This is a genomic window from Longispora urticae (assembly GCF_053902585.1).
Genome location: NZ_JAQZSH010000023.1, coordinates 23,359 through 44,528 on the forward strand (window position 1 = coordinate 23,359; position 21,170 = coordinate 44,528).

The window sequence follows — 21,170 nt, forward strand, 5'->3', positions numbered from 1 at the left end:
GCCCGGTCAGTTCCCGGCGGCCGCCGGCGGCGGGGCCACGGGCGGCACCGTCCCGGCCCGCAGTTCCGCCACCTCCGCGCGGAGTTCCCGCACCTCGGCGAGCAACTGCGCCAGGTCGTCGCGGGCCTCCTCCGAGCCCTGTTCGACGGCGTTGAACCGCTCCACGAACCAGGACGCGAGCGAGGCGGTGATGAAGCCCAGCAGGGAGATCCCGCAGAACATCAGGGCCACGGCCACGAACCGGCCGGTGTTCGTCGTGGGGTACTGGTCGCCGTACCCCACGGTGGTGATCGTGGTGAACGACCACCACAGCGCGTCGGCGAACCCGGTGATGTTGGCGTCCGGGTTGGACCGTTCGGCGTCGAGGGTGGCGAGGCTGGCCACGAACACGAGCAGGCCGGTGGCGGCCGCGACGTAGACGCCCAGCCGGACCCGGGTGACCGCGTGCACCCGGCGGTGCGCGACGGTGACCAGCATGACCAGGCGCAGCACCCGGACGGAGCGGAGCATGGGCAGGACGAGGACGCACAGGTCGAGCAGGTGCCGGCGGACGAACCGGAGCCGGTCGGCGGCGATCGTGAACCGGTACACGTAGTCGGCGCCGAGCAGCGCCCAGATGGTGATGTCGGCGACGTCGCACGCGGTCAGCAGGGGTGCGGGCAGGTCCGGGCCGAGGATCGGGGTGGCGTAGGAGACGAGGAAGAGCACCGCCAGCGCGGTGGCCGCCGCGCCGGTCCGCCGTTCCCAGCGGGACAGTCCCGACCCCGGGTCGTCGTCCGGGTGTACTGCGGTCACGGCGCGCTCCAGGGTCGGGCCCCGGCGAGGGTCTTCGGAGCTGAGCCCGCATTGTAGGGGGCCGGGACCAGCACTTTCACCGGCGGAACCAGCCCCGTTTCCGCCGGTCGGGCACGAATCCCACGAACCCGGGCGGGTACCTGACGGGCATCTGACGGACGGGCGGGCCGCGGTGTGGCCACAGTACACATAAAGTCATGTTTTGATTGCGTAGAGTAGTTCGAGTGTCGGGCGGGAGCGAGAAGGACCTGATCGCCGTCGAGTGGGCGGCGTTCCGGGGGCTGATGGGCGACGGCCACCTCGTCGAGGTCATCGCCCTGGCCGAGCGGGTCGCGGCGGAGTCCACCGACCCGCACCGCACCGCCCAGGCGCTCAACCAGCAGCTCGCCGCCTACCTCAACCTCGGCCGGTCCGCCGGCCACGGACCGCTGCTCGACCGGGTGCACGACGCGCTGTCGGCGGCCCCGGACCCGCGCCTCGTCGGGCAGTACCACCTGCTGGCCGGCATGGTCGCGCACGAGCAGGGCTCGGTGGCCTCGGCGGTGACCCACGTCGTGCAGTCCGAACGCGCGCTGCGCCGGATGACCGAGGTCAGCCTGGGCGCGGTGGACGCCTGGCACGACCTGTGCGTGGTCTACACGGCCGTGAACTTCTACCCCGAGGCCCTGGAGGCGATGCGCCAGGCGGCCAGGGTCTGCGCCGCCGCCGGACTGGGACCGGCGCACGCGGCGTGCACGGCCTCGCAGGTCGCCGCCGCGATCGACCTCGACCACCACGGCGACACGGAGGGCTGCGTGCGCGGCCTGCGCGCCCTGGTCGCGTCGAGCCGGCCGTTCGTCGCGGAGATCCAGGGCTTCGAACGCGTCTTCCTGTTGTACGCGGCCCGCCGGCTCGGCGCGCTCGGCCACCCCACCGACGTCCCGGTCCCCCGCGAGAACTTCGCCTCCTCCAGCGACCGCAACGTGCTGGACTCGGTGGCGGTGTGCGAGGCGATCGGGGCCGGCGACCCGACCCTGGCCCTGGAGCTGCTCGACCGGCACCCGCACCTCTCGGACACGATGGGCGTCGCCGAACCGCTCCGGCTGCGGTCCCTGGCACTGTCGCTGGCCGGGGACCACGCGGGCGCGCTGGAGGTCGAGCGGGCCAGCATGCGGATGGTCGCCCCCGAGGACCGCCAGGTGCGCAACCTGTTCGCGGACAGCATCGGGGCCCGGCTGGACCAGGAGCGGCTGCGCCGGATGGCCGCCCAGTACGCGAACGCCGCCTCCACCGACCCGCTGACCGGCCTGCCCAACCGCCGCCGGATCGCCGCGTTCGTGGCCGGGCTGGGCCGGCGGGGCGTGGGCGCGATGATCGGCGCCCTCGACCTCGACGGGTTCAAGGCCGTCAACGACACCCACGGCCACCCGGCCGGCGACCTGGTCCTGCAACGGGTCGCCGGCATCTTCGCCGGGGCGGTGCGGCAGGGCGACCTGCTGGCCCGGCACGGCGGGGACGAGTTCGTGGTGATCCTGCCGGCCGCGTCGGCGGCGGAGGCCGTCGAGATCGGGGACCGGATCCGGACGGCCGTGGACTCCGAGGACTGGGGGGCGCTGGTGCCCGGGACGCCGGTGTCGGTGAGCGTCGGCTGGGCGCCGCTGGGGGCGGACGGGGAGGCCGCGCTGCGGGCCGCCGACGAGGCGCTCTACCGGGTGAAACGGGGCCGGACCGGGGTGGCCGGCTAGGCCGGCCCCGACCCGGCTCAGGCGCCGGACCGGCGCAGGTCCCAGCCCGGTGTGGCCCGGCCCGGTGTCCGGATGGCCCGGGGAGGTGTCCGGGACTGTCCCGGCCGGCCGACCACCTTCCGGCCCACCCCCCGACCACGGTCTCCTTCATCGACAACCCCACCGTCGTTGGAGGAATCGTGTTCATCAAGAAGGCAGCGGCACTCGCACTCGGCCTGGCCCTCGCCGCGGGGGGCGTGGTCGCGCTCAGCGTCACGGCCAGCGCCGCGCCCACCGGAACGGAGTCGACCGGCGAGGCGTTCACCGGCCCCGCCGAGGAGCCGACCCTTGACGCGGGCGGGCCGGGACCGGTCAACCTGATCCGGTACAACCTGGCCAAGGCGGCGGTGGCCGAGTACAACCTGAAGATCACCGAGGCGAACCGCAAGTGCGACAAGTACCTCACCAAGAGCGAGGGGAAGAACTGCGCGAAGACCGCGTGGTGCGGGGCGTTCACCCGCTACATCTGGCAGAAGAACGCCACCTCGAAGGCCCGGATCCCCGGCGGTCCGCTGTGGGCGACCAACTGGGGCTTCGCCGGCAACAACGCGCCGCTGTTCCAGCTCCGGGGCTCCGGCAAGGGCGGCACCCCGAACCTCGGTGACGTCGTCGTCTACGGCAGGCCCGGGGTGAGCGGCCACGTCTCGATCGTGGTGAAGGTGCACGCCAACGGCAACATCGACACCGTGGACGGCAACGCGTCGAACAAGGTGAACTACAAGAAGAACCTCGATCCGCGCACGGCCGTGGCCGGGGAGAGCGGCAACCAGCACATCTGGGGGTACCGCAAGCCGGCGTAACCGACACCGCGCCGGCCACGACGGCCGGGCGGTCACAGCCGAGCAGTCACGGCCGGGCCACGGTGGCCCGGCCGTCCGGTCACCCGGGTCTCGGATCCCATCGTCAGGTGACGGCCCCGGGCCTCATCGGCCGTCACGGGCGGGCCGGGGTCAGGGGCGCAGCACCTGGGTGGAGGCCGACTCCCTGCGGATCGTGGCCTCGTTCCACCGCATCGGCAGGTCCTTCCCCACCTGCCACAGCGGGAACTGGTCGTCGTAGTGGTCGTCGAACGCGTGCCCGGAGTTGCCGGTCAGCTGGATCCACCTCGAGGCGTCCAGGTCGGACATGTCCACGATCATGCGCATCGACGGCACGGCGGTGACCTCGTACCCCTCGGAGGCGTCCCAGCCGTTGGCGTTGACGATGCCGCCGCCCCCGGCGACCGGGAACGGCCCCCGGTTGAACAGCCACTCCACCGGCCCGATCCCGGACTTGCCGAACGTCTGGTTCGTCAGGGTCAGGGTGTGCAGGTCGCCCCACTTCCACACCTTCGGGTCGGACCCCAGTCGGGAGCGCAGTTCGCGCTCGGCGTCGGCCAGCGCGGCGGCCAGGATGTCCTGCTGGCTCTCGACCTTCGGGGTCCGCTTGTCGTCCCACCAGGTGGATGCCGGGTCCGCGAGGAGGTTGCGGGTCACCTCGAAGAACCGTTCACCGCCGTTGGCCGGGTGGTCCTTGCCCAGCTCGTCGAACAGCCGCGCCATCAGGGCCCGCCAGGTGGCGTTGTAGAACGCGGCCGGCGCGGAGTCGGCCGGCTGCTGGAAGTCCCACCCCTTGAGCAGGTCCCGCGCCGGGCTCGACCCGGGCACGGCCAGCAGCGCCGGCACCAGGGCCTCCGCCCCGCCGTTGCGGTTGTCGAACTGGATCCGGCCGATCGCCGCCGCGTCGAGCTTGCCGGAGCCGACCAGCAGGTCCGTGATCCGCTGCGACCGGTAGCCGAAGGCCCAGTCCCGGGTGAGCAGCCGGGGGTAGGCCGCCCCAACCACGGCCTGGTTGGCGGTGACGACATAACCCCGTTCCGGGTTGTACTCGTTCGGCAGCTCCGCGAACGGGATGAACGCCTTCCAGTCGTACCCGGAATCCCAGCCCGGGGCCGGGTAGCGCCCGTCGCCCTTGCCCCGCACCGGCACCCGCCCGGGCGCCTGGTAGCCGATGTTGCCGTCCACGTCGGCGTAGACGATGTTCTGCGAGGGCACCTCGAACCTGGCCGCCGCCGCCCGGAACGACTCCCAGTCCCCGGCCCGGTTGATCGCGAACACCGCGTCGATCGTGTGCCCCGGATCCAGCGCGGTCCACCGCAGCGCCATGCCGTACTGGCCGCCGGCCTTCGCCATCTCCTTCGACGTGTCCGACATCAACGGCCCGTGCTTCGTGCTCCGCACCGTGATCGTGACCGGCTCGCCGCCGGCCACCTCGAGCACCTCGGTCCGCTTGTCCAGGTCCAGCCACGCGCCGTCCACCTGGTACCGGTCGCCGTCGAGTTTCTCCAGGTAGAGGTCCGTGACGTCCGGGTCCAGGTTCGTGAAGCCCCAGGCGATCCGCGCGTTGTGCCCGATCACGACCCCGGGCACCCCGGAGAACGTGAAGCCCGCGACGTCGATGCCGCAGGACGAGCAGTGCAGCCCCATCTGGTACCAGATGCCCGGCATCGAGGGGCTCAGGTGCGGGTCGTTGGCGAGGAACGGCTTGCCCGTGGTGGTGCGGCCGCCCGCGACCACCCACGAGTTGGAGCCGATCCCGTCGACGCCGAGCCCGGTGGCCCTCGTCGCGGCGGCGACCTTCTCGACGCCCTCCGCGACACCCCGGATCAGCGACCCGGGCACCACGGGCGGTGGCACGCCGGTGTACTTCCCGTCGGCCACCGTGCCGGGCGTCGGCACGATCGGGGTGTGCCGGGCCTCCGGGTAGGTCGGGTACAGCTCCTCGACCCGGGCGCGGTCCATGCCGTCGGCCAGCAGCTGCGCCCGGGTCAGCTCGTCGTCCATGTTGCCGCGCAGGTCCCACGCCATCGCCTTGAGCCAGGCGAGGCTGTCCACCGGGCTCCACTTCTCGATCTCGTAGTCGCCGTTCTGGAGCCCCAGCACCGAGTACTCCAGGCTGGCCGCGCCGCCGTCGTGGTCGGCGAGCCACGCGTTGACCCCGGCGGCGTACGCGTCGAGGAAGGTCCGGGTCTCGGGGGTGGCGGCCGCGTACTCCGCCTCGGCCACCCGCCGCCAACCCATCGTGCGCAGGTACTTGTCCGTGTCCAGCTGTCCCGCCCCGAACAGCTCCGACAGCCGCCCGGCGGTGACGTGCCGGCGGAAGTCCATCTCCCAGAACCGCTCCGAGGCGTGCAGGTAGCCCTGCGCCCGGAACAGGTCCCCGGCGGACGCGGCGTAGACCTGCGGGATGCCGTGCGCGTCCCACCGCACGGTCACCGGGGCGCTCAGCCCGGCCAGCTCCAGGTCCCCGGAGCGCTCCGCCAGCGGCCGGCGCACGGTCCACGTCCCGTAGCCGGCACCGGCGAGCACGAGCACCAGGAGCGCGACCAGCGACCACAGCAGCACTCTGCGAAGCTTCCTCATGTCGCCGGATCGTACGCGCCCGGACCCCCCACCGGGACCCACGATCCGGTGCGGTCCGCCCGCCCGTGTCACACCCGGGGCCTAGGCTGGGGCACATGGCATCTCCGCTGCTGGCCCTGGACGCCCCGAGCCTCTACTACCGGGCGTACTTCGGCGTTCCCGAGTCCATCACCGCCCCCGACGGCACCCCCGTCAACGCCGTGCGCGGCTTCCTCGACGCGATGAGCACCCTGATCCGGGGTCGCAACCCGGACAGGCTGGTCTGCGCGCTGGACTACGACTGGCGGCCGGCGTGGCGGGTGGCCCTGCTCCCGTCGTACAAGGCGCACCGGGTCGTCGACGAGGAGGCCAACGCGGAGGCCACCCCCGACACGCTGTCCCCGCAGGTGCCGATCCTGCTGGACATCCTCGCCGCGCTCGGGATCCCGGCGATCGGCTCGACCGGCTTCGAGGCCGACGACGTGCTCGGCACCCTGGCGGCGCGGGGTCCCGCCCCGGTCGAGGTGGTCACCGGCGACCGCGACCTGTTCCAGCTGATCGACGACGGCGTCTCCGTGCTGTACGTGGGCCGGGGCGTCGCCAACCTGGAGGTCCTCGACGACGCGGCGGTCCGCGCGAAGTACGGGGTGCCGGCCGCCGGCTACGCGGACTTCGCGGTGCTGCGCGGCGACCCGAGCGACGGGCTGCCCGGGGTGGCCGGGGTGGGCGACAAGACGGCCGCCAAGCTGATCGCCGCGTACGGGGACCTCGACGGGCTGCTGGCGCACGTGCACGAGCAGCCGAAGGGGCTGCAGGCCAAGCTGACGGCCGCCGCCGACTACCTGAAGGTCGCGCCGGAGGTGGTGCGGGTGGCCACCGACGTGGCGCTGCCGGAGTTCGACCCGGCGCTGCCGAAGGAGCCGGTCGATCCGGACGGGCTCGCGGCGCTGGCCGAGCGGTGGGGCGTGACCGGGGCGGTCGGCCGGCTGACCACGGCCATGGCCCGGAACTGACGGGCGCGGCCCGGAGCGAGCGGCTCGGAACTGACGGGCGCGGCCCGGAGCGGAGCGGCCCGGAGCGGCCGGGGCTTCCGGAGCGGCCAGCCCCTGGCCGAGCAGCGGGACTACGGCCGGGCCGCGCGGGCCGCGTACCCCTCGGAACGGGGTTGATCGGGAACGGAGCTGAGCCGCCGGGGAGGGGACCGGCGGCTCAGCGGTTACCGGTGACCGTTACGGGATGGTCGCGCCGTAGACGCTCAACACCTCGGGCACCGGCTGGAAGAACGTGGTCCCGCCGGAGGAGCAGTTGCCGCTGCCGCCGGAGGTGAGGCCCAGCGCGACGGAGCCGGCGAACATCGAGCCGCCGGAGTCGCCGCCCTCGGCGCAGACGTTGGTCTTGATCATCTGGTAGACGGAGCCCTGGGCGTAGTTGACGGTCTGGTTGAGCGCCGTCACCGAACCGCTGCGGACCTGGGTGGTGCTGCCACTGCGCCGGACGGCCTGCCCGACGAACGCGTTACCCGCGGAGGTGATGTTCTGGCTGCCGCTGTACAGGTAGACGCTGCTGGGGTGCGCGACCGTGGACGTGTAGCGCACGATGCCGTAGTCGTTGGTCGGGAAGCTGGTGCCGACCCGGGTGCCGAGCGTGGCGGTGTGCCCCGAGTTGGACCAGAACGTGGTGCCGAGGTTGGTGCAGTGCCCGGCGGTGATGAAGTGTGCCTGGCCGCCGCGGGTCACGTTGAACCCGAGCGAACAGCGGGAGTTGCCCATGTAGATCGCCTGGCCACCGGCGATGAACGGCGTGAAGGTGCTCTTGTCGAACTCCAGGCGGGCCGCGCCGTCGAGCTTGCCGATGACCGACTTGAGCTGGTCGAGCTTCGCGCCGGTGACGGTGCTGTCGGCGGTGACGACGACCTGGTTGGTCGCGGGGTCGGTGCCCCACGCCGTGCCGGGGATCGTCGCCGAACGGGTCAGCTCGGCGGTGGCGGCGGCCAGCTGGCCCGCGCCCCGGCTGACGATCTGGGGAACGGCGCCGGCCCGGTAGACCGCCGAGGCGGCTTCCGCGTCGGTGACCGTGACGACCATCCGGCCGAGGCTGACGTCCAGGTAGGTGCCGGCCGACTTGTCGCCGAGGGACCGGGACAGGTCCGCCGAGGCGTCCGCGCCGATGCCGACCTTGATGCCCGCCTCGGCGGACAGCGCGACGGGGCCGGGCGTGGCCTGGGCGATGGTGGGGATGAGGAGGGCACCGGCGACGAGACCGGTGGCCGCGAGCAGTTTCGTGACTCTCACACGTGCCTCCCAGAGAGGGGGGTGGACGCGCCCGGGATGGCGCGCCCGACTTGGAGGCGCATCGGATTCCGCACGGCACGAGGTGCATCCGCGACAATTGCCTAATCCGATGCTGAACCGTGATGGGGATGTTTCCATGCCGCAATGTCATCAACAAGCGGCACACCAGGATCAGGGCAACACTGTGGACACCTGGACCCACAAGCTGGCCCGGCGTGACATGAGTGTGAATGTTCGGGATTCAAAACCATCAATTTCGATGGGTACGGCGACCCGCCGGCCCGGCCCCTGTCGGGCCGGGCCGTGGGGCTCACACCCGGGGTCGGGCCGGGCCTGTCCCGAGGGTCGGGCCGGGTCGGCCCGGGGGTCGGCCGAGGCCGTCCCGGGGGGCGCGCCGGCGGCTCACGCCATCGACGAGTACGCCAGCACCCCGCGCCGCATGTCGTCCATCGCCTGCCGCGCCGTGTCCCGCAGCGGCGTGTCCCCCGAGGCCTCCGCCAGCTGCCCCAGCAGGTCGATCACCTGCCGGCACCAGCGCACGAAGTCGCCGGCCGGCATCTCCGTGTCCAGGCCGTGCACACTGGACAGCACCTTGGGCAGGGCCTCGCCGCGCGCCCAGCGGTACACCGGCCAGACGAAGCCCAGGTCCGGTTCGCGGGTCAGCTGCAGGCCGCGGGCCGCCTCGTCGGACTCCACCTCGCCCCACAGCCGCAGGGTCTCCTCCACCGCGTCGCCGACCGGGCCCCGGGGCACGGAGGCCCGGTCGTCGGTGTCGCGGCGCGCCTCGTACACCAGGACGGAGGCCGCGGCGGCCAGCTCCGACGGGGACAGCCCGTCCCACACGCCCCGGCGCAGGCACTCGGCGACCAGCAGGTCGGTCTCCGCCCAGATCCGCGACAGCGTCCGCCCGGCCTTGGTGACCTGGCCGTCCGCGCTCAGGTAGCCCCGGTCGGTGAGCAGCCCGCACACCTTGTCGAACGTGCGGGTCAGCGAGCCGGTCCGGTTCTCCACCTTGTCGCGCAGGGTCTGGGTCTCCTTGTTCAGCCGCTCGCGCCGCTCCGCCCACCGGGCGTGGTCCTCGCGCTCCGGGCACTCGTGGCACGGGTGCCGGCGCATCGCGCGGCGCAGCTCGTCGAGCTGCCGGTCGTCGGCCGCCCCGGACCGGGCCCGGCGCGCGCCCCGCCGGGCGGACTGCGAGATCTCGACGTTGCGCAGGCTCGACACCAGGTCGCGACGGTCCTGAGGGGACCGGGGGTTGAAGTTCTTGGGCACCCGGAGGTGGCCGAGCGGCTCCACCGGGCTGGTGAAGTCCGTGGCCGGGATCCGGCCGGCCCAGCGGTCCTCGGTGACGATCAGCGGCCGGGGGTCGCCGAAGCCGCCCACGCCCGGGTCGATCACGATGGCCAGCCCGGAGCGCTTGCCGGTCGGTACCTTGATGATGTCGCCGGCCTTGAGGCGGGCCACCGAGGCGGCCGCGTTGGCCCGCCGGGTACTGGCCGACTCGCGGGCCAGGCCGCGTTCCCGGTCGGCGATGGCGACCCGGAGCGCGTAGTACTCCGCGAAGTCGCCGAGGTGGCACTCCATGTCGACGTCCATCGCCGCCAGGCCCTCCTCGTTGCGCACCACCTGGCGGGACGCGCCCACCACGGACCGGTCCGCCTGGAACTGCGCGAACGACGACGCCAGCAGCTCCCGGGCCCGCGCGGGGCCGACGCTGGCCACGAGGTTGACGGCCATGTTGTAGGAGGGCCGGAAACTCGACTTCAACGGGTACGTCCGGGTCGACGCCAGGCCGGCCACGTGCCGCGGGTCGGTCTCCGGGGACCACAGCACGACGGCGTGGCCCTCCACGTCGATCCCGCGCCGCCCCGCCCGCCCGGTCAGCTGGGTGTACTCCCCCGGGGTCAGGTCGACGTGCGCCTCCCCGTTGAACTTGACCAGCTTCTCCAGCACCACCGAACGGGCCGGCATGTTGATGCCCAGCGCCAGGGTCTCGGTCGCGAACACAGCCTTGACCAGGCCCCGGACGAACAGCTCCTCCACGATCTCCTTGAAGACGGGCAGCATGCCGGCGTGGTGGGCGGCGAGGCCGCGTTCGAGGCCCTCGAGGAACTCGTAGTACCCCAGGACGTTGAGGTCCTCGTGCGGCAGCGCCGCCGTGCGGCTCTCCACGATCCGGCGGATCTCGCGCCGGTCCTCGGGGTCGGTCAGCTTCAGCCCCGAGCGCAGGCACTGCTGGACGGCCGCGTCGCAGCCCGCCCGGCTGAAGATGAACACGATCGCGGGCAGCAGGCCCTCGCGGTCCAGGCGTTCGATGACGTCGACCCGGCCCGCGATCAGGTCCCGGCCGGAGCGGCCCCGCCGGCCCCGGTCGTCCCAGCCGATCTGGCGCAGCAGGTCCCGGGTGCGCCGGAGCAGCTCCGGGTGCACCTCGTGCTTGCTGGCCGCCTCCTGGTCGTGGAACAGGTCGAACATCCGCTTACCGACCAGCATGTGCTGCCACAGGGGTACGGGCCGGTGCTCGCTGACCACGATCTTCGTCTCGCCGCGCACCGTGACCAGCCAGTCGGCGAACTCCTCCGCGTTGGAGACGGTGGCCGACAGCGAGATCAGCGACACCGACGGCGGCAGGTGGATGATCACCTCCTCCCAGACCGCGCCCCGGAACCGGTCGGCGAGGTAGTGCACCTCGTCCATGACCACATACGACAGCGTATCGAGGGTCTGCGACCGCGCGTAGAGCATGTTGCGGAGCACCTCGGTGGTCATCACGACCACGGGCGCGTCGCCGTTGATGGCGTTGTCCCCGGTGAGCAGGCCGACCTTGTCCGCCCCGTGCACCGCGACCAGATCGTTGAACTTCTGGTTGGACAGCGCCTTGATCGGCGTCGTGTAGAAGCACTTGCGGCCCTCGCGGAGCGCCTGGAACACGGCGAACTCGCCCACCACGGTCTTGCCGGCCCCCGTGGGCGCGCACACCAGCACGCCGGTGCCCCGTTCCACCGCCTCGCAGGCCTCGATCTGGAAATCGTCCAGTTCGAAGTCGAGGCCCCGCAGGAAGTCGTTCAGGGCCGGGTAGGCGGCCCGCCTGCGGAAGTCACCGTACCGGTCGGCGGGGCTTGTCATGCTCTCTAGGCTAAGCCATGGTCAACTCTGTTTCGTCGCGGCGCGAACGCGGATCCCTTTCCTGACTTGCTCCTGACCGGTCCGGCGGGCACGCCGGTGGTCGTCGACCGGCGCCCGTTCCGTCGGCCGCCGGCACCCGGCGCGCCACCCGCCGGACCCGCGCCCGCCCCGTTCCGGTCATGTGGCGAGGTCAGCGCGTAGCTGTCGTGCCGTCCCGCGTCCGCTCACCGGTCACTTTCCCGTGTGCACACCCCCGAAACCGCACAGGGGACCCCCTGCCTCCGCAGTCTCGCTGCCGGGAGTCGGTATGGTGCAGAGCGTGACGCAGACAGAGCACCCCCCGAGTCCGCGCCGCCCGGTGGAGGCGGTTCTCGTCGACTTCCACGGCACGCTCGCCCAGGTGGAGGACGCCCCCCTGTGGCTCGCCGCGGCCGTCGAGGCGTGTGGCACCACCCTGGAGGGGCCCCGGGCCACCATCCTGCTCGACCGGCTGCTCACCGCGGGCCGCGCCGGTGGGCCCGCCCCCGCCAGGATCCCGCCGCAGCTCGCGGAGGTGTGGGCCGAGCGCGACCTGTACCCGCACGCCCACCGGGCCGCCTACGCCGGTCTGGCCGCCACCGTGCAGTCCCCGATCGAGGGCCTCGCCGACGCCCTCTACGACCGGGTGCTGCTCGCCGACGGCTGGGTCCCGTACGCCGACACGGTCACCGTGCTCAGCGCCCTCAAGGACGCCGGCATCCCGACCGCGCTGGTGTCGAACATCGGCTTCGACATCCGGCCGATCTGCGAGGCGCTCGGCTTCGGCCACCTGATCACCGAGTGGGTGCTGTCCTACGAACTCGGCCGGTGCAAGCCGGAGAAGGCCGTGTTCACCCACGCGTGCTCGCTGCTCGGCGTGCCCGAGGACCGGGCGCTGATGGTGGGCGACAGCGCGGCGGACGGGGCGGCCGTCGTGGCGGGCCTCCAGACGCTGCTGCTGCCCGCCTCGCCGCCCGGGGCGGTGCACGGCCTGTCCGCGATCCTGGACTTCGTGTCCTGACCTACCGGGGCCGGGACACCCTGGCGCCGCTGAGACCGGGGCCGGGACACGGGAACCCGGGCACCGCTGAGACCGGGGCCGGGACACGGGAACCCGCCCGCCGCCGGGGCCGGGGCGGGCGAATCCGCGCTCCGCGCGCGTGGGATCACGCCCGTTCGGCGGCAACAGGCACGGGCCGGGCGCGGCGACCGCGTACCCGGATGATGGTTTCTAGTGCAGCAGGGTCAGCGCGCCCGGCTCGCAGGTGACCGTCACCGGCAGCGGGCCGAGCCGCTCCCCGTCGGCGTAGCAGTGCAGGTCGGGGCCCGCGATCTCCAGCGTCCGGGCCCGCAGGGTGCGCACCGCCGGGTGCGTGACGTGCGTGCCGCCGCGCACCTTCGGCTTCAGGGTCGCCAGGGCCAGCCGCCCCGCCACGCCCAGCGTCACGTCGAGCAGCCCGTCGGCCGGATCGGCGCCCGGGCAGATCCGCATCCCGCCGCCGTAGGACGTCGTGTTGCCCACCGCGAGGAGCACCGAGTCCAGCTCCGCCGGTTCGCCGTCGATCACCAGCCGGTACCGCAGCGGGCGCAGCCGGGCCATCTCCGCGAAGATCGCCAGGTCGTACCGCAGGGGCCCGCGCGGCCAGCGCATCCGGTTCGCCCGCTCGTTGACCAGCGCGTCGAACCCCGCCGCGAGCACGCTGCCGTACCAGGACGTGCCGTGCGCCCCGTCCACCCGGGCCAGATCCACCTGACGGGTACGCCCCGCCCGGACCGCCGCCACGGCCGCCCCCGGGTCGGCGGGCAGCCCCAGTCCGGTCGCCAGGTCGTTGCCGGTGCCCAGCGGGACGATGCCCAGGGGGACGCCGGTCCCGGCGAGCGCCTGGAGGGCCAGGTGCGCCGTGCCGTCCCCGCCCATGGCCACCACGGCGGAGGCTCCCCCGGCGACGGCGGCCCGGATCGCGCCGGCCCCCTCGGGGAGCAGCTCGTGCGGGCCGAGCTGGGCGAGCAGGGCGGGCAGCAGGGCGGCGTGGCGGCCCTTGCCGGCGGTGGGGTTGGCGACGACGGCGATCACCGGGGAAACGTAGCGGGTCTCCCGGAGAACCGGAAGACCCGTCGGTAACTTACGTGCCGGTGGGCCTCGCCGAGCCGCCCGGCGGGCGTGCCGGTCGAGGCGTCTGGCGAGCGTGCCGGTCGAGGCGTCTGGCGAGCGTGCCGGTCGAGGCGCCCGGCGGGCGTCCCGCGAGCCGTACGCGACGTCCCGCGCGGACGGCGTGCGCCCCGGTGTCCCGGGAGCGCCCGCCGGCCCGCTAGATGCTGTCGTCGAACCTGCTGCGCCGGTCGAGCTTCTCCGGCTCGGCCACCGGCTCCGGTTCGGCGACCGGCTCGGGCTTGTAGTCCAGCGGCGCGGCCTCGTCGTCGGCCAGGTCCGCGTACTCGGCGGCACCGCTCTTGCGCCTGCGCCGCCGGTCGTTGAGCCACGCGATGCCGATCGCGATGAAATACATCAGGCTCAGGGCCAGCGCCAGCCCCGTCATGACGAACGGGTCGGGCGTGGGCGTGGCGATCGCGGCGAAGATGAAGAACAGGAAGACGACGGTGCGCCACCAGCTCAGCATCTTCTTCGCGCTGACCAGGCCGGCGAAGTTGAGCATCACCGCCAGCAGCGGGAACTCGAACGCCACCCCGAAGATCAGCATGAAGTTGGTGACCCAGCTGACGTACCGGGTGAGCTCGAGCGAGTTGGTCAGGTGCTCCTCCTGCGCGGGCAGCAGGAACTCCAGCCCCTTGCCGACCACCAGGTACGCCAGGAACGCGCCCGTCAGGAACAACGGCGTGGCGGCGGCCACGAACGCGTACGCCCAGCGGCGTTCCCGCTTGTGCAGGCCCGGGGCGACGAACGCCCAGATCTGGTACAGCCAGACGGGGGCCGCGACCACGAGGCCGGCCCACATGGCGACCTTGAGCTTGAGCAGGAAGACGTCGCCGACGCCCAACTGCAGCATGTCCGGGGCCTGGCCCTCGGGGAACAGCTCGCGGTACGGCTCCTGCAGGCGTTCCAGGATCTCCGTGTGCAGCTTGAACACGTAGATCGCGATGAAGCCGACGAGGATACCGAGGAACGCCTTGAACAGGCGGTTCCGCAGTTCGCGGAGGTGCTCCATGAGCGGCATGGAGCCGTCGGCGGCCGGCTTCGACCGCGCCGCCGACCGTTTACGCAGGACGGGGCTCACGAACTTCCGTCGTTAGATGCTGGTGTCGCGCGGCGGGGCGGCCGGCGGCTGCACGGCCGGGGGCGCCGGCTGCACGGCGGGCGCGGGCGGGGCGGCCGGCGGAGGCGTCTGGGCCTGCGCGGCGTTGCCGTCCTCGGCGAGACCCTTGGTCTCCGCCTTGATGATCCGCATCGACTTGCCCAGCGAACGGGCTGCGTCGGGGAGCCGCTTGGACCCGAAGAGCAAGACCACCGCAATGATGATCACAGCCCAGTGCCACGGCTGCAAACTACCCATCAGGAACCTCCAAGGCTTGTCAACGCAGTTCCATGGTACGCGTCCGCCGTCCCGGTATCGGGAGTGCGGCGACGTCGTCCCGCCGGGCAAGTGTTGCCAACTGACGAGAAAACGTCAACCTCGCGCAGGTATACGCACGGTAACCGCAGCAAGTTGTTACGTTGCCGGCGGCGTTTTATAACAGTTAAGAAGGTTTACGGTGCATCGCGGCCGCCTCGGCCTTCGCGCTGACGGCCTCGACCGTGCTCTGGAGCTGCTCGATCTTCGCCTGCAGCGCCAACGCGTCGCCCTGGCGCGCCTCCAACCGGGCCGCCGCCAGCCGCAGGGGCCGCAGCCGCCGCACCAGGGGCAGGCAGGCGAGCACGAGCAGCACGACGCCGACCACGAACCCGGCACCCAGAATCCACCACACCACGCCCAGACCCTACCCCGCACCCCCGACAGTTTCCGCCCGCCACCCGTGGCGAAACCCGACACCCGCTATCGGGGTACCGGACGGCACGCCCCTTCCCACCGCTCCGGCTCCGCACGCCGACCGGTGAGGGCGAACCCACCGTCGATGCGCCGCGCGCCGGTATCCGCAGCCGGGTGCGGCCGGGCCAGCGGCTGACGCTCAGTCGGTCGCGTACGCCAGCAGGGCCGAGCGGGCCGCGTCGCCGATCGACGCCACCAGCTCCGGCGGGGCCACCGCGCTCGCCCGCCCGCCCAGCCCGAGGATCAGCCGGTGCGCCCAGCCCAGGTCCGCCGCGCGCAGGGTCACGATCCAGTCCCCATCGGGCTGGGGCGTGACCGACTCGCAGGGGTAGTACTCCGTCACCCAGCGGGCCTCACGGGCGATCCGCAGCGTCACCAGGGGCAGTTCCGGGGTCGGCCGGAACACGCCCTGCGCGACGTCGGTCGGCACGGCCCAGGGCGGCGGGGCGCTGGGCTCCTCCAACTCGGCGAGCGCGTCGATCCGGTCGGCCCGGAACAGCCGGACGGAACAGGCGGACCGGCACCACGCCTCCAGGTACGTCCGGCCGTCGGCCAGCAGGAGGCGCATCGGGTCCACGACGCGCTCGGTGGAGGCGTCGCGGCGGGCCGTGTAGTACGTGATCCGCAGGGCGCGGCCCCGGTCCATCGCGCCGCGCAGCTCCTCGACCCGTTCGGGCTGGTCGGGCATGCGGACCGCGAACCCCTCGGCCGCCGCCACCTTCTCGATCTTCGCGAGGGTGCGGTGCACGACGTCGCGGTCCATCGCGCCCGGCGACTCGGCGAGCAGCCGCAGCGCGACGTGCAGGGCCAGGGCCTCGTCCGGGGTGAGGCGCAGCGGGCGGTCGATCCCGGCGTCGTAGGTGATGGTGACGCTGTCCTCGTCGACGGCCATGTCGATCAGGTCGCCGGGCCCGTACCCGGGCAGGCCGCACATCCAGAGGAGTTCGAGGTCCTCGCGGAGCTGGCGCTCGGTGACCCCGAGGTCGGCGGCGGCGTCGGCGATCAGGATGCCGGGGCGGGCCAGCAGGTAGGGCACCAGGTTGAGCAGCCGGCCGAGCCGGTCGGCGGACGGGGTCACGCGGCCACCTCCCGGAGGGCGCGGCGGGCCGGCGGCAGGCCCGGGCCGGACACGGTCATGGCGTCGGTCATGCCGCCACCTCCGCCGGCGAGTGCAGCCCCGCGAGCACCCGGAGCTGGTGGATCACCGCGTCGCGCACCTCGGGCGGATCGAGGACCAGCACGTCGGCCCCGTACCCGACGAGGAACTCGGCGAGCCGGTCGGCGTCGGCGTACGCCAACGTGGCCACGTCGCCCTCCAGCCGGTCCGCGCGCCGCCGGATCCCGTCGGCCCGCCCGGGGGCCAGCCGCACGGTCGCCCGCCCGGTCCGCTCGGGGGCGGGGCCGCCGGAGAACCGGGCCACCTGGGAGATCAGGTCCACCCCGTCCGGCGTCGTGTACGCCCCCGGCTCGCCCGTCGCGCGCACCGTGCCGACGATCCGGGACAGCCGGAAACACCGGGTGGCGCCGCGGTCGAGGTCGTGGCCCACCACGTACCACCGGCCGCGCCAGCAGACCGCGCCCCACGGCTGGAGCCGGCGGCGGCGCGCGGCGTCCTCGGTCGGGATCCGGTAGTCGAAGGTGATCACCCGGCGGTCGCGGACGGCGGCCGTGACGGGTTCGAAGGAGGGCTCGACGCCCAGGGTCGGCTCGACGCCGAGGGTGGCGTGCGGGTCGACGTCGATGCCGGCCGCGCGCAGTTTCGTCAGGCCGGAGGAGGCGGCGGCGGCCAGGCCGTGGTCGCGCCACAGTTTGGCGGCGATGCCGACGGTGGCGGCCTCGTCGGGTTCGAGCTGGACCTCGGGGAGGGCGTAGTCGCGCTGGGCGATCCGGTAGCCGGGTTCGGCGTCGAAGACGCTCGATGTGCCGGTCTCCAGGGGGACGCCCAACTCGCGGAGTTCGGCCTTGTCCCGTTCGAACTTGCGCTGGAACGCCTCGTGGTCCTTGCTCACCGACGGGTCATGCTCATAACCTGGGACAGTCTGCGCGATCTGGGCGGCGGTGAGGAACCGGCGGGTCGACAGCAGACAGATCACCAGGTTGACGAGGCGCTCTGTGCGGGTGCGGGACACCTGTCGACGTTAGCAGGGTAGGTTGCGGGGGTGCTGCGCTGGCGATCCGGAACCGTGCTGACCGTCCGTCGTTCCTGGAAGGGCGCCGTCGAGCTCGACGTCACCGTTGACACCAGAAACCCGGAAGATCCTCCTTTGGTACGCGCGCTGGCGTACCCCGCGATGGTCGGCGACCCGGTGCCCGGCGACCGGGTGCTGCTGAACACCAACGCGCTGAGCCTGGGCCTGGGCACCGGCGGGTACGCGCTGGTGGTCGCCCTCCCCGACCGGCTCCCCCCGGACTCCGACGCGCCGGGGCACGTGATGAAGGCGCGGTACACCCCGCAGCAGGTCACCGTCCTGGCCGCCGACGAGGAGGCGTCACCCTTCCGGGCGGTGCTGGCCGACGCCGACGACCTCGGTGGGCTCCCGGTCCTGGTGGCCGACCTGCACTCGGCGCTGCCCGCCCTGCTCGCCGGGATCCTCGCCGACTCCCCCACGGCCCGGGTCGCGTACGTGATGACCGACGGGGGCGCGCTGCCCGCCTGGTTCTCCCGGAACCTCGACGCGCTGTCGGGGCTGCTCGCCGGGGTGGTCACGGTCGGCCAGTCCTTCGGCGGGGACCTGGAGGCCACCAACACCCACACCGGCCTCCTCGCGGCCCGGCACGCGCTCGGCGCGGACGTCGCGATCGTGACGCAGGGGCCGGGCAACCTGGGCACCGGTACCCCGTGGGGCTTCTCCGGGGTGTCCACCGGCGAGGCGGTGAACGCGGCGGCGACCCTGGGCGGCCGGCCGGTCGGCTCGGTGCGGCTGTCGACGGCCGACGGGCGCGCCCGGCACCGGGGCGTGTCCCACCACAGCCTCACCGCCTACGGCCGGGTCGCACTGGCCCCCGCCGACCTCGTCCTGCCCACCGGCTGCGACCCGGCCTACGTCGAGCAGCTGGCCCCGCTGGCGGCCCGGCACCGGATCGTCCGGGTGGACCCGACGGGCCTCGACGAGGCGTTGCGCGCCCTGCCGGTGACACTGTCCACGATGGGCCGCGGCCTGGACGCCGAACACGACTACTTCCTCGCGGCGGCGGCGGCGGGCCGCCACGCGGCAGCCCTGGCCGGCTGACCCCCGGCCACCAGCCCGTTCCCCGGTCGGCCGGTGCGCCGGGCGCGCGGCAGCCTCGCGCCCCAGCGTTCACCGGCCGGACAGACTCCGGCGGGAACGGGTTCACCGGCCCGCGTCACCCTCGACGCGTGACGCTGATCCGGGGCATTCTGCTGGACCTCGAAGACACCCTGTACCCCCGTTCCCAGTTCCTCGACCAGGCCTGGCAGCGGGTGTGCGCCGTCGGTTCGACCGCCGGCCTCGATCCGGCCCGGTTGCGCCCCGCCCTCGACCGCGCGGCGGCGGGCGGCAGCGACCGGCCCGGCCTGATCGACGAGGCGATCCGCTCGATCGGCGCGGACCTGGCCCTCGTCCCCCGCCTGGTGTACGCCTTCCGGGAGTACTGGCCGACGACCCTGGTGCCCTACCCGGGCGTCGAGGAGCGGTTGGACGAGCTGTCCGCCCGGCTGCCGCTGGTGCTCGTCACCGACGGCAACCCCGCGCAGCAGCGGGCCAAGGTCGAGGCGACCGGCCTGGTGCGGCACTTCCGCGCGGTGGTGTGCACCGACGAGGGCGGCGGGCGGGACTTCCGCAAGCCGCACGGTTCGGGGTTCCGCCGGGGGCTGTCCGCGCTGGCGTGCCCGGCCGACGCCGCGATCATGATCGGTGACCGGCCGGACCGGGACGTGGCGGGCGCGAGTTCGATGGGGATCCGGTCGGTGCGGGTCCGCACCGGGGAGCACGCGGGGCTGCCCGACCACCCGGCGACGTGGCGGACGGCGGACAGCACGGTGGAGGCGCTCGACCTGGTGCTGGGGCTGACCGTCGCGGAGGTCTGACCTCCACGGCCCGGAAACACCCCAACTCGTAACCATAAAAAGCTTTTGGGGTGTACTCGACCCGAAAGGGCCTTTTCCTCGCCCGCCGGGACTCCGGGGCCGCCCGATGATCGGCGCGGCGCGCGGGTCGGGCTACGGGAGCAGGATCAGGGCCAGCCAGCCGACGAGGACGAGGGCGAGGATCGCCGCCAGGACCCAGGTGGGGATCTTGTGCCCGCCCGCCCGGTTCCGGCTGATCTCTTCGGCGATCTTGGCACGGCGCTTCTGCACCCGGCTCGTGATGAAGTCGGGGCGGCCGTTCTTCTGCTGGTCACTCATGGCGGTTCCGAGACTACCGGCACCCGGAGGGCCGCATCAAGGCGCGATCCGTGGGGCGTCGCGGTGACGCCCCACGGAACCGGTCACATGCTCGCGATCAGCTTGTCGACGCGCTCGTCGTGCGCCCGGAACGGGTCCTTGCACAGGACGGTGCGCTGGGCCTGGTCGTTGAGCTTGAGGTGCACCCAGTCGACGGTGAAGTCGCGGCGCTTCTCCTGGGCCTGGCGGATGAACTCGCCACGCAGCCGGGCCCGGGTGGTCTGCGGCGGGGTCTCCTTCGCCTCGAACACCTGGAGCTCGTTGACCACCCGGTCGACGTTGTCGCGCTTCTCGAGCAGGGCGTGCAGGCCCCGCCCGCGCCGGATGTCGTGGTAGGCCAGGTCGAGCTGGGCGACCCGGGGGCTGGACAGGGCGAGGTCGTGGCGGTTCTGGTACCGCTCGATGAGCTTGAGCTTGGCCACCCAGTCGATCTCGCGCTCGATCGCGCCGAGGTTGCCGCTCTCCACCGAGTCGAGGACCCGGCCCCACAGTTCGAGCACGCGGGTGAGGTTGGCGTCGTCGCCGCGCTTGGCGAGGAACTCGACGGCCTTGGTGTAGTACTCCCGCTGGATCTCCAGCGCGCTCGCGTCCTTGCCGTTGGCGAGCTTGATCGGGCGCCGGCCGGTGACGTCGTGCGACACCTCGCGGATCGCCCGGATCGGGTTCTCCAGGGTCAGGTCGCGCAGCACCACGCCGGCCTCGATCATGCGGAGCACGATGTCGGCGGTGCCGACCTTGAGGAGGGTCGTCACCTCGTTCATGTTGGAGTCGCCCACGATGACGTGCAGGCGCCGGTACCGCTCGGCGTCGGCGTGCGGCTCGTCGCGGGTGTTGATGATCGGCCGGGACCGGGTCGTCGCGCTGGAGACGCCCTCCCAGATGTGCTCGGCACGCTGGGACAGGCAGTAGACCGCGCCGCGCGGGGTCTGCAGCACCTTGCCGGCCCCGCAGATCAGCTGCCGGGTGACCAGGAACGGGATCAGGACGTCGGCGAGTCGGCCGAACTCGCCGTGCCGGCTGACGAGATAGTTCTCGTGGCAGCCGTAGGAGTTGCCGGCCGAGTCGGTGTTGTTCTTGAACAGGTAGATGTCGCCCGCGATGCCCTCGTCGTGCAACCGCTTCTCCGCGTCGACGAGCAGACCTTCGAGAATCCGCTCACCGGCCCGGTCGTGAGCCACCAACTCCGACACCGAATCGCACTCGGGTGTCGCGTATTCGGGGTGGGAACCGACGTCGAGGTAGAGCCGTGCGCCGTTGCGGAGGAAAACGTTACTCGAACGCCCCCACGACACCACACGGCGGAACAGGTAGCGCGCCACCTCGTCCGGGGACAGCCTGCGCTGTCCGTGGAACGTGCAGGTGACCCCGTACTCCGTCTCAATTCCGAAGATGCGCCGATCCATGAACAG

At 72.9% G+C, this 21,170-nt stretch carries 18 protein-coding genes; 6 read left to right on the top strand and 12 right to left on the bottom strand.

Annotated features, from left to right (window positions below):
• Nucleotides 1-6: 6 nt before the first annotated feature.
• Nucleotides 7-795, bottom strand: coding sequence for a potassium channel family protein (locus PT931_RS14125; protein WP_456246193.1), 789 nt, complete (start codon nucleotides 793-795; stop codon nucleotides 7-9).
• 224 nt (nucleotides 796-1,019) lie between these two features.
• On the opposite strand from PT931_RS14125, the gene PT931_RS14130 reads away from it, so the two are divergent.
• Nucleotides 1,020-2,519 carry a diguanylate cyclase gene (locus PT931_RS14130; protein ID WP_456246194.1) on the top strand — a complete coding sequence of 500 codons (1,500 nt, stop codon included), beginning with the start codon at nucleotides 1,020-1,022 and terminating at the stop codon, nucleotides 2,517-2,519.
• A 179-nt stretch (nucleotides 2,520-2,698) separates the two neighbouring features.
• Nucleotides 2,699-3,358 (top strand): CHAP domain-containing protein, encoded by a 660-nt coding sequence (locus PT931_RS14135; RefSeq protein WP_456246195.1) that lies wholly within the window; start codon nucleotides 2,699-2,701, stop codon nucleotides 3,356-3,358.
• Nucleotides 3,359-3,508: 150 nt separating this feature from the next.
• Here the strand turns inward: PT931_RS14135 and PT931_RS14140 are convergent, their stop codons facing one another.
• Entirely contained in the window at nucleotides 3,509-5,959 is a 2,451-nt protein-coding gene (locus PT931_RS14140) for a penicillin acylase family protein (RefSeq protein WP_456246196.1), read from the bottom strand.
• A gap of 95 nt (nucleotides 5,960-6,054) precedes the next feature.
• On the opposite strand from PT931_RS14140, the gene PT931_RS14145 reads away from it, so the two are divergent.
• Nucleotides 6,055-6,951 carry a 5'-3' exonuclease gene (locus PT931_RS14145; protein ID WP_456246197.1) on the top strand — a complete coding sequence of 299 codons (897 nt, stop codon included), beginning with the start codon at nucleotides 6,055-6,057 and terminating at the stop codon, nucleotides 6,949-6,951.
• A gap of 216 nt (nucleotides 6,952-7,167) precedes the next feature.
• Here the strand turns inward: PT931_RS14145 and PT931_RS14150 are convergent, their stop codons facing one another.
• Together PT931_RS14150 and PT931_RS14155 are read right to left on the bottom strand one after the other, a co-directional pair.
• Nucleotides 7,168-8,229 (bottom strand): S1 family peptidase, encoded by a 1,062-nt coding sequence (locus PT931_RS14150; RefSeq protein WP_456246198.1) that lies wholly within the window; start codon nucleotides 8,227-8,229, stop codon nucleotides 7,168-7,170.
• Between the two features lie 402 nt (nucleotides 8,230-8,631).
• Nucleotides 8,632-11,355: a DEAD/DEAH box helicase gene (locus tag PT931_RS14155; RefSeq protein WP_456246199.1), complete on the bottom strand. Its 2,724-nt coding sequence runs from the start codon at nucleotides 11,353-11,355 to the stop codon at nucleotides 8,632-8,634.
• A 307-nt stretch (nucleotides 11,356-11,662) separates the two neighbouring features.
• Here PT931_RS14155 and PT931_RS14160 point away from each other — a divergent pair, with 307 nt between their 5' ends.
• Nucleotides 11,663-12,394 carry an HAD family hydrolase gene (locus PT931_RS14160; protein ID WP_456246200.1) on the top strand — a complete coding sequence of 244 codons (732 nt, stop codon included), beginning with the start codon at nucleotides 11,663-11,665 and terminating at the stop codon, nucleotides 12,392-12,394.
• Nucleotides 12,395-12,604: 210 nt separating this feature from the next.
• On the opposite strand, the gene PT931_RS14165 is transcribed toward PT931_RS14160, so the two are convergent.
• The 6 genes from PT931_RS14165 to PT931_RS14190 form a co-directional block, all read right to left on the bottom strand.
• Nucleotides 12,605-13,447, bottom strand: coding sequence for a diacylglycerol kinase family protein (locus PT931_RS14165; RefSeq protein WP_456246201.1), 843 nt, complete (start codon nucleotides 13,445-13,447; stop codon nucleotides 12,605-12,607).
• A gap of 235 nt (nucleotides 13,448-13,682) precedes the next feature.
• Entirely contained in the window at nucleotides 13,683-14,546 is an 864-nt protein-coding gene (tatC, locus tag PT931_RS14170) for a twin-arginine translocase subunit TatC (RefSeq protein ID WP_456246326.1), read from the bottom strand.
• A 72-nt stretch (nucleotides 14,547-14,618) separates the two neighbouring features.
• Nucleotides 14,619-14,882 (bottom strand): Sec-independent protein translocase subunit TatA, encoded by a 264-nt coding sequence (gene tatA, locus PT931_RS14175; protein ID WP_456246202.1) that lies wholly within the window; start codon nucleotides 14,880-14,882, stop codon nucleotides 14,619-14,621.
• 184 nt (nucleotides 14,883-15,066) lie between these two features.
• Nucleotides 15,067-15,297: a hypothetical protein gene (locus tag PT931_RS14180; protein WP_456246203.1), complete on the bottom strand. Its 231-nt coding sequence runs from the start codon at nucleotides 15,295-15,297 to the stop codon at nucleotides 15,067-15,069.
• Between the two features lie 198 nt (nucleotides 15,298-15,495).
• Nucleotides 15,496-16,434 (bottom strand): helix-turn-helix transcriptional regulator, encoded by a 939-nt coding sequence (locus tag PT931_RS14185; protein WP_363723903.1) that lies wholly within the window; start codon nucleotides 16,432-16,434, stop codon nucleotides 15,496-15,498.
• A 67-nt stretch (nucleotides 16,435-16,501) separates the two neighbouring features.
• Entirely contained in the window at nucleotides 16,502-17,485 is a 984-nt protein-coding gene (locus PT931_RS14190; RefSeq protein WP_456246204.1) for a helix-turn-helix transcriptional regulator, read from the bottom strand.
• Between the two features lie 30 nt (nucleotides 17,486-17,515).
• Between PT931_RS14190 and PT931_RS14195 the strand changes: the two genes are divergently transcribed.
• Together PT931_RS14195 and PT931_RS14200 are read left to right on the top strand one after the other, a co-directional pair.
• Complete coding sequence (locus PT931_RS14195) at nucleotides 17,516-18,586, top strand: DUF3866 family protein (RefSeq protein WP_456246205.1); 1,071 nt, start codon at nucleotides 17,516-17,518, stop codon at nucleotides 18,584-18,586.
• Between the two features lie 128 nt (nucleotides 18,587-18,714).
• Nucleotides 18,715-19,404: an HAD family hydrolase gene (locus PT931_RS14200; RefSeq protein WP_363723908.1), complete on the top strand. Its 690-nt coding sequence runs from the start codon at nucleotides 18,715-18,717 to the stop codon at nucleotides 19,402-19,404.
• Between the two features lie 132 nt (nucleotides 19,405-19,536).
• On the opposite strand, the gene PT931_RS14205 is transcribed toward PT931_RS14200, so the two are convergent.
• Both PT931_RS14205 and pafA read right to left on the bottom strand, forming a co-directional pair.
• Nucleotides 19,537-19,722 carry a hypothetical protein gene (locus PT931_RS14205; RefSeq protein WP_456246206.1) on the bottom strand — a complete coding sequence of 62 codons (186 nt, stop codon included), beginning with the start codon at nucleotides 19,720-19,722 and terminating at the stop codon, nucleotides 19,537-19,539.
• A gap of 83 nt (nucleotides 19,723-19,805) precedes the next feature.
• On the bottom strand, nucleotides 19,806-21,164 hold the full coding sequence (gene pafA, locus PT931_RS14210; RefSeq protein ID WP_363723912.1) for a Pup--protein ligase: 1,359 nt from the start codon (nucleotides 21,162-21,164) through the stop codon (nucleotides 19,806-19,808).
• Nucleotides 21,165-21,170: the final 6 nt, after the last annotated feature.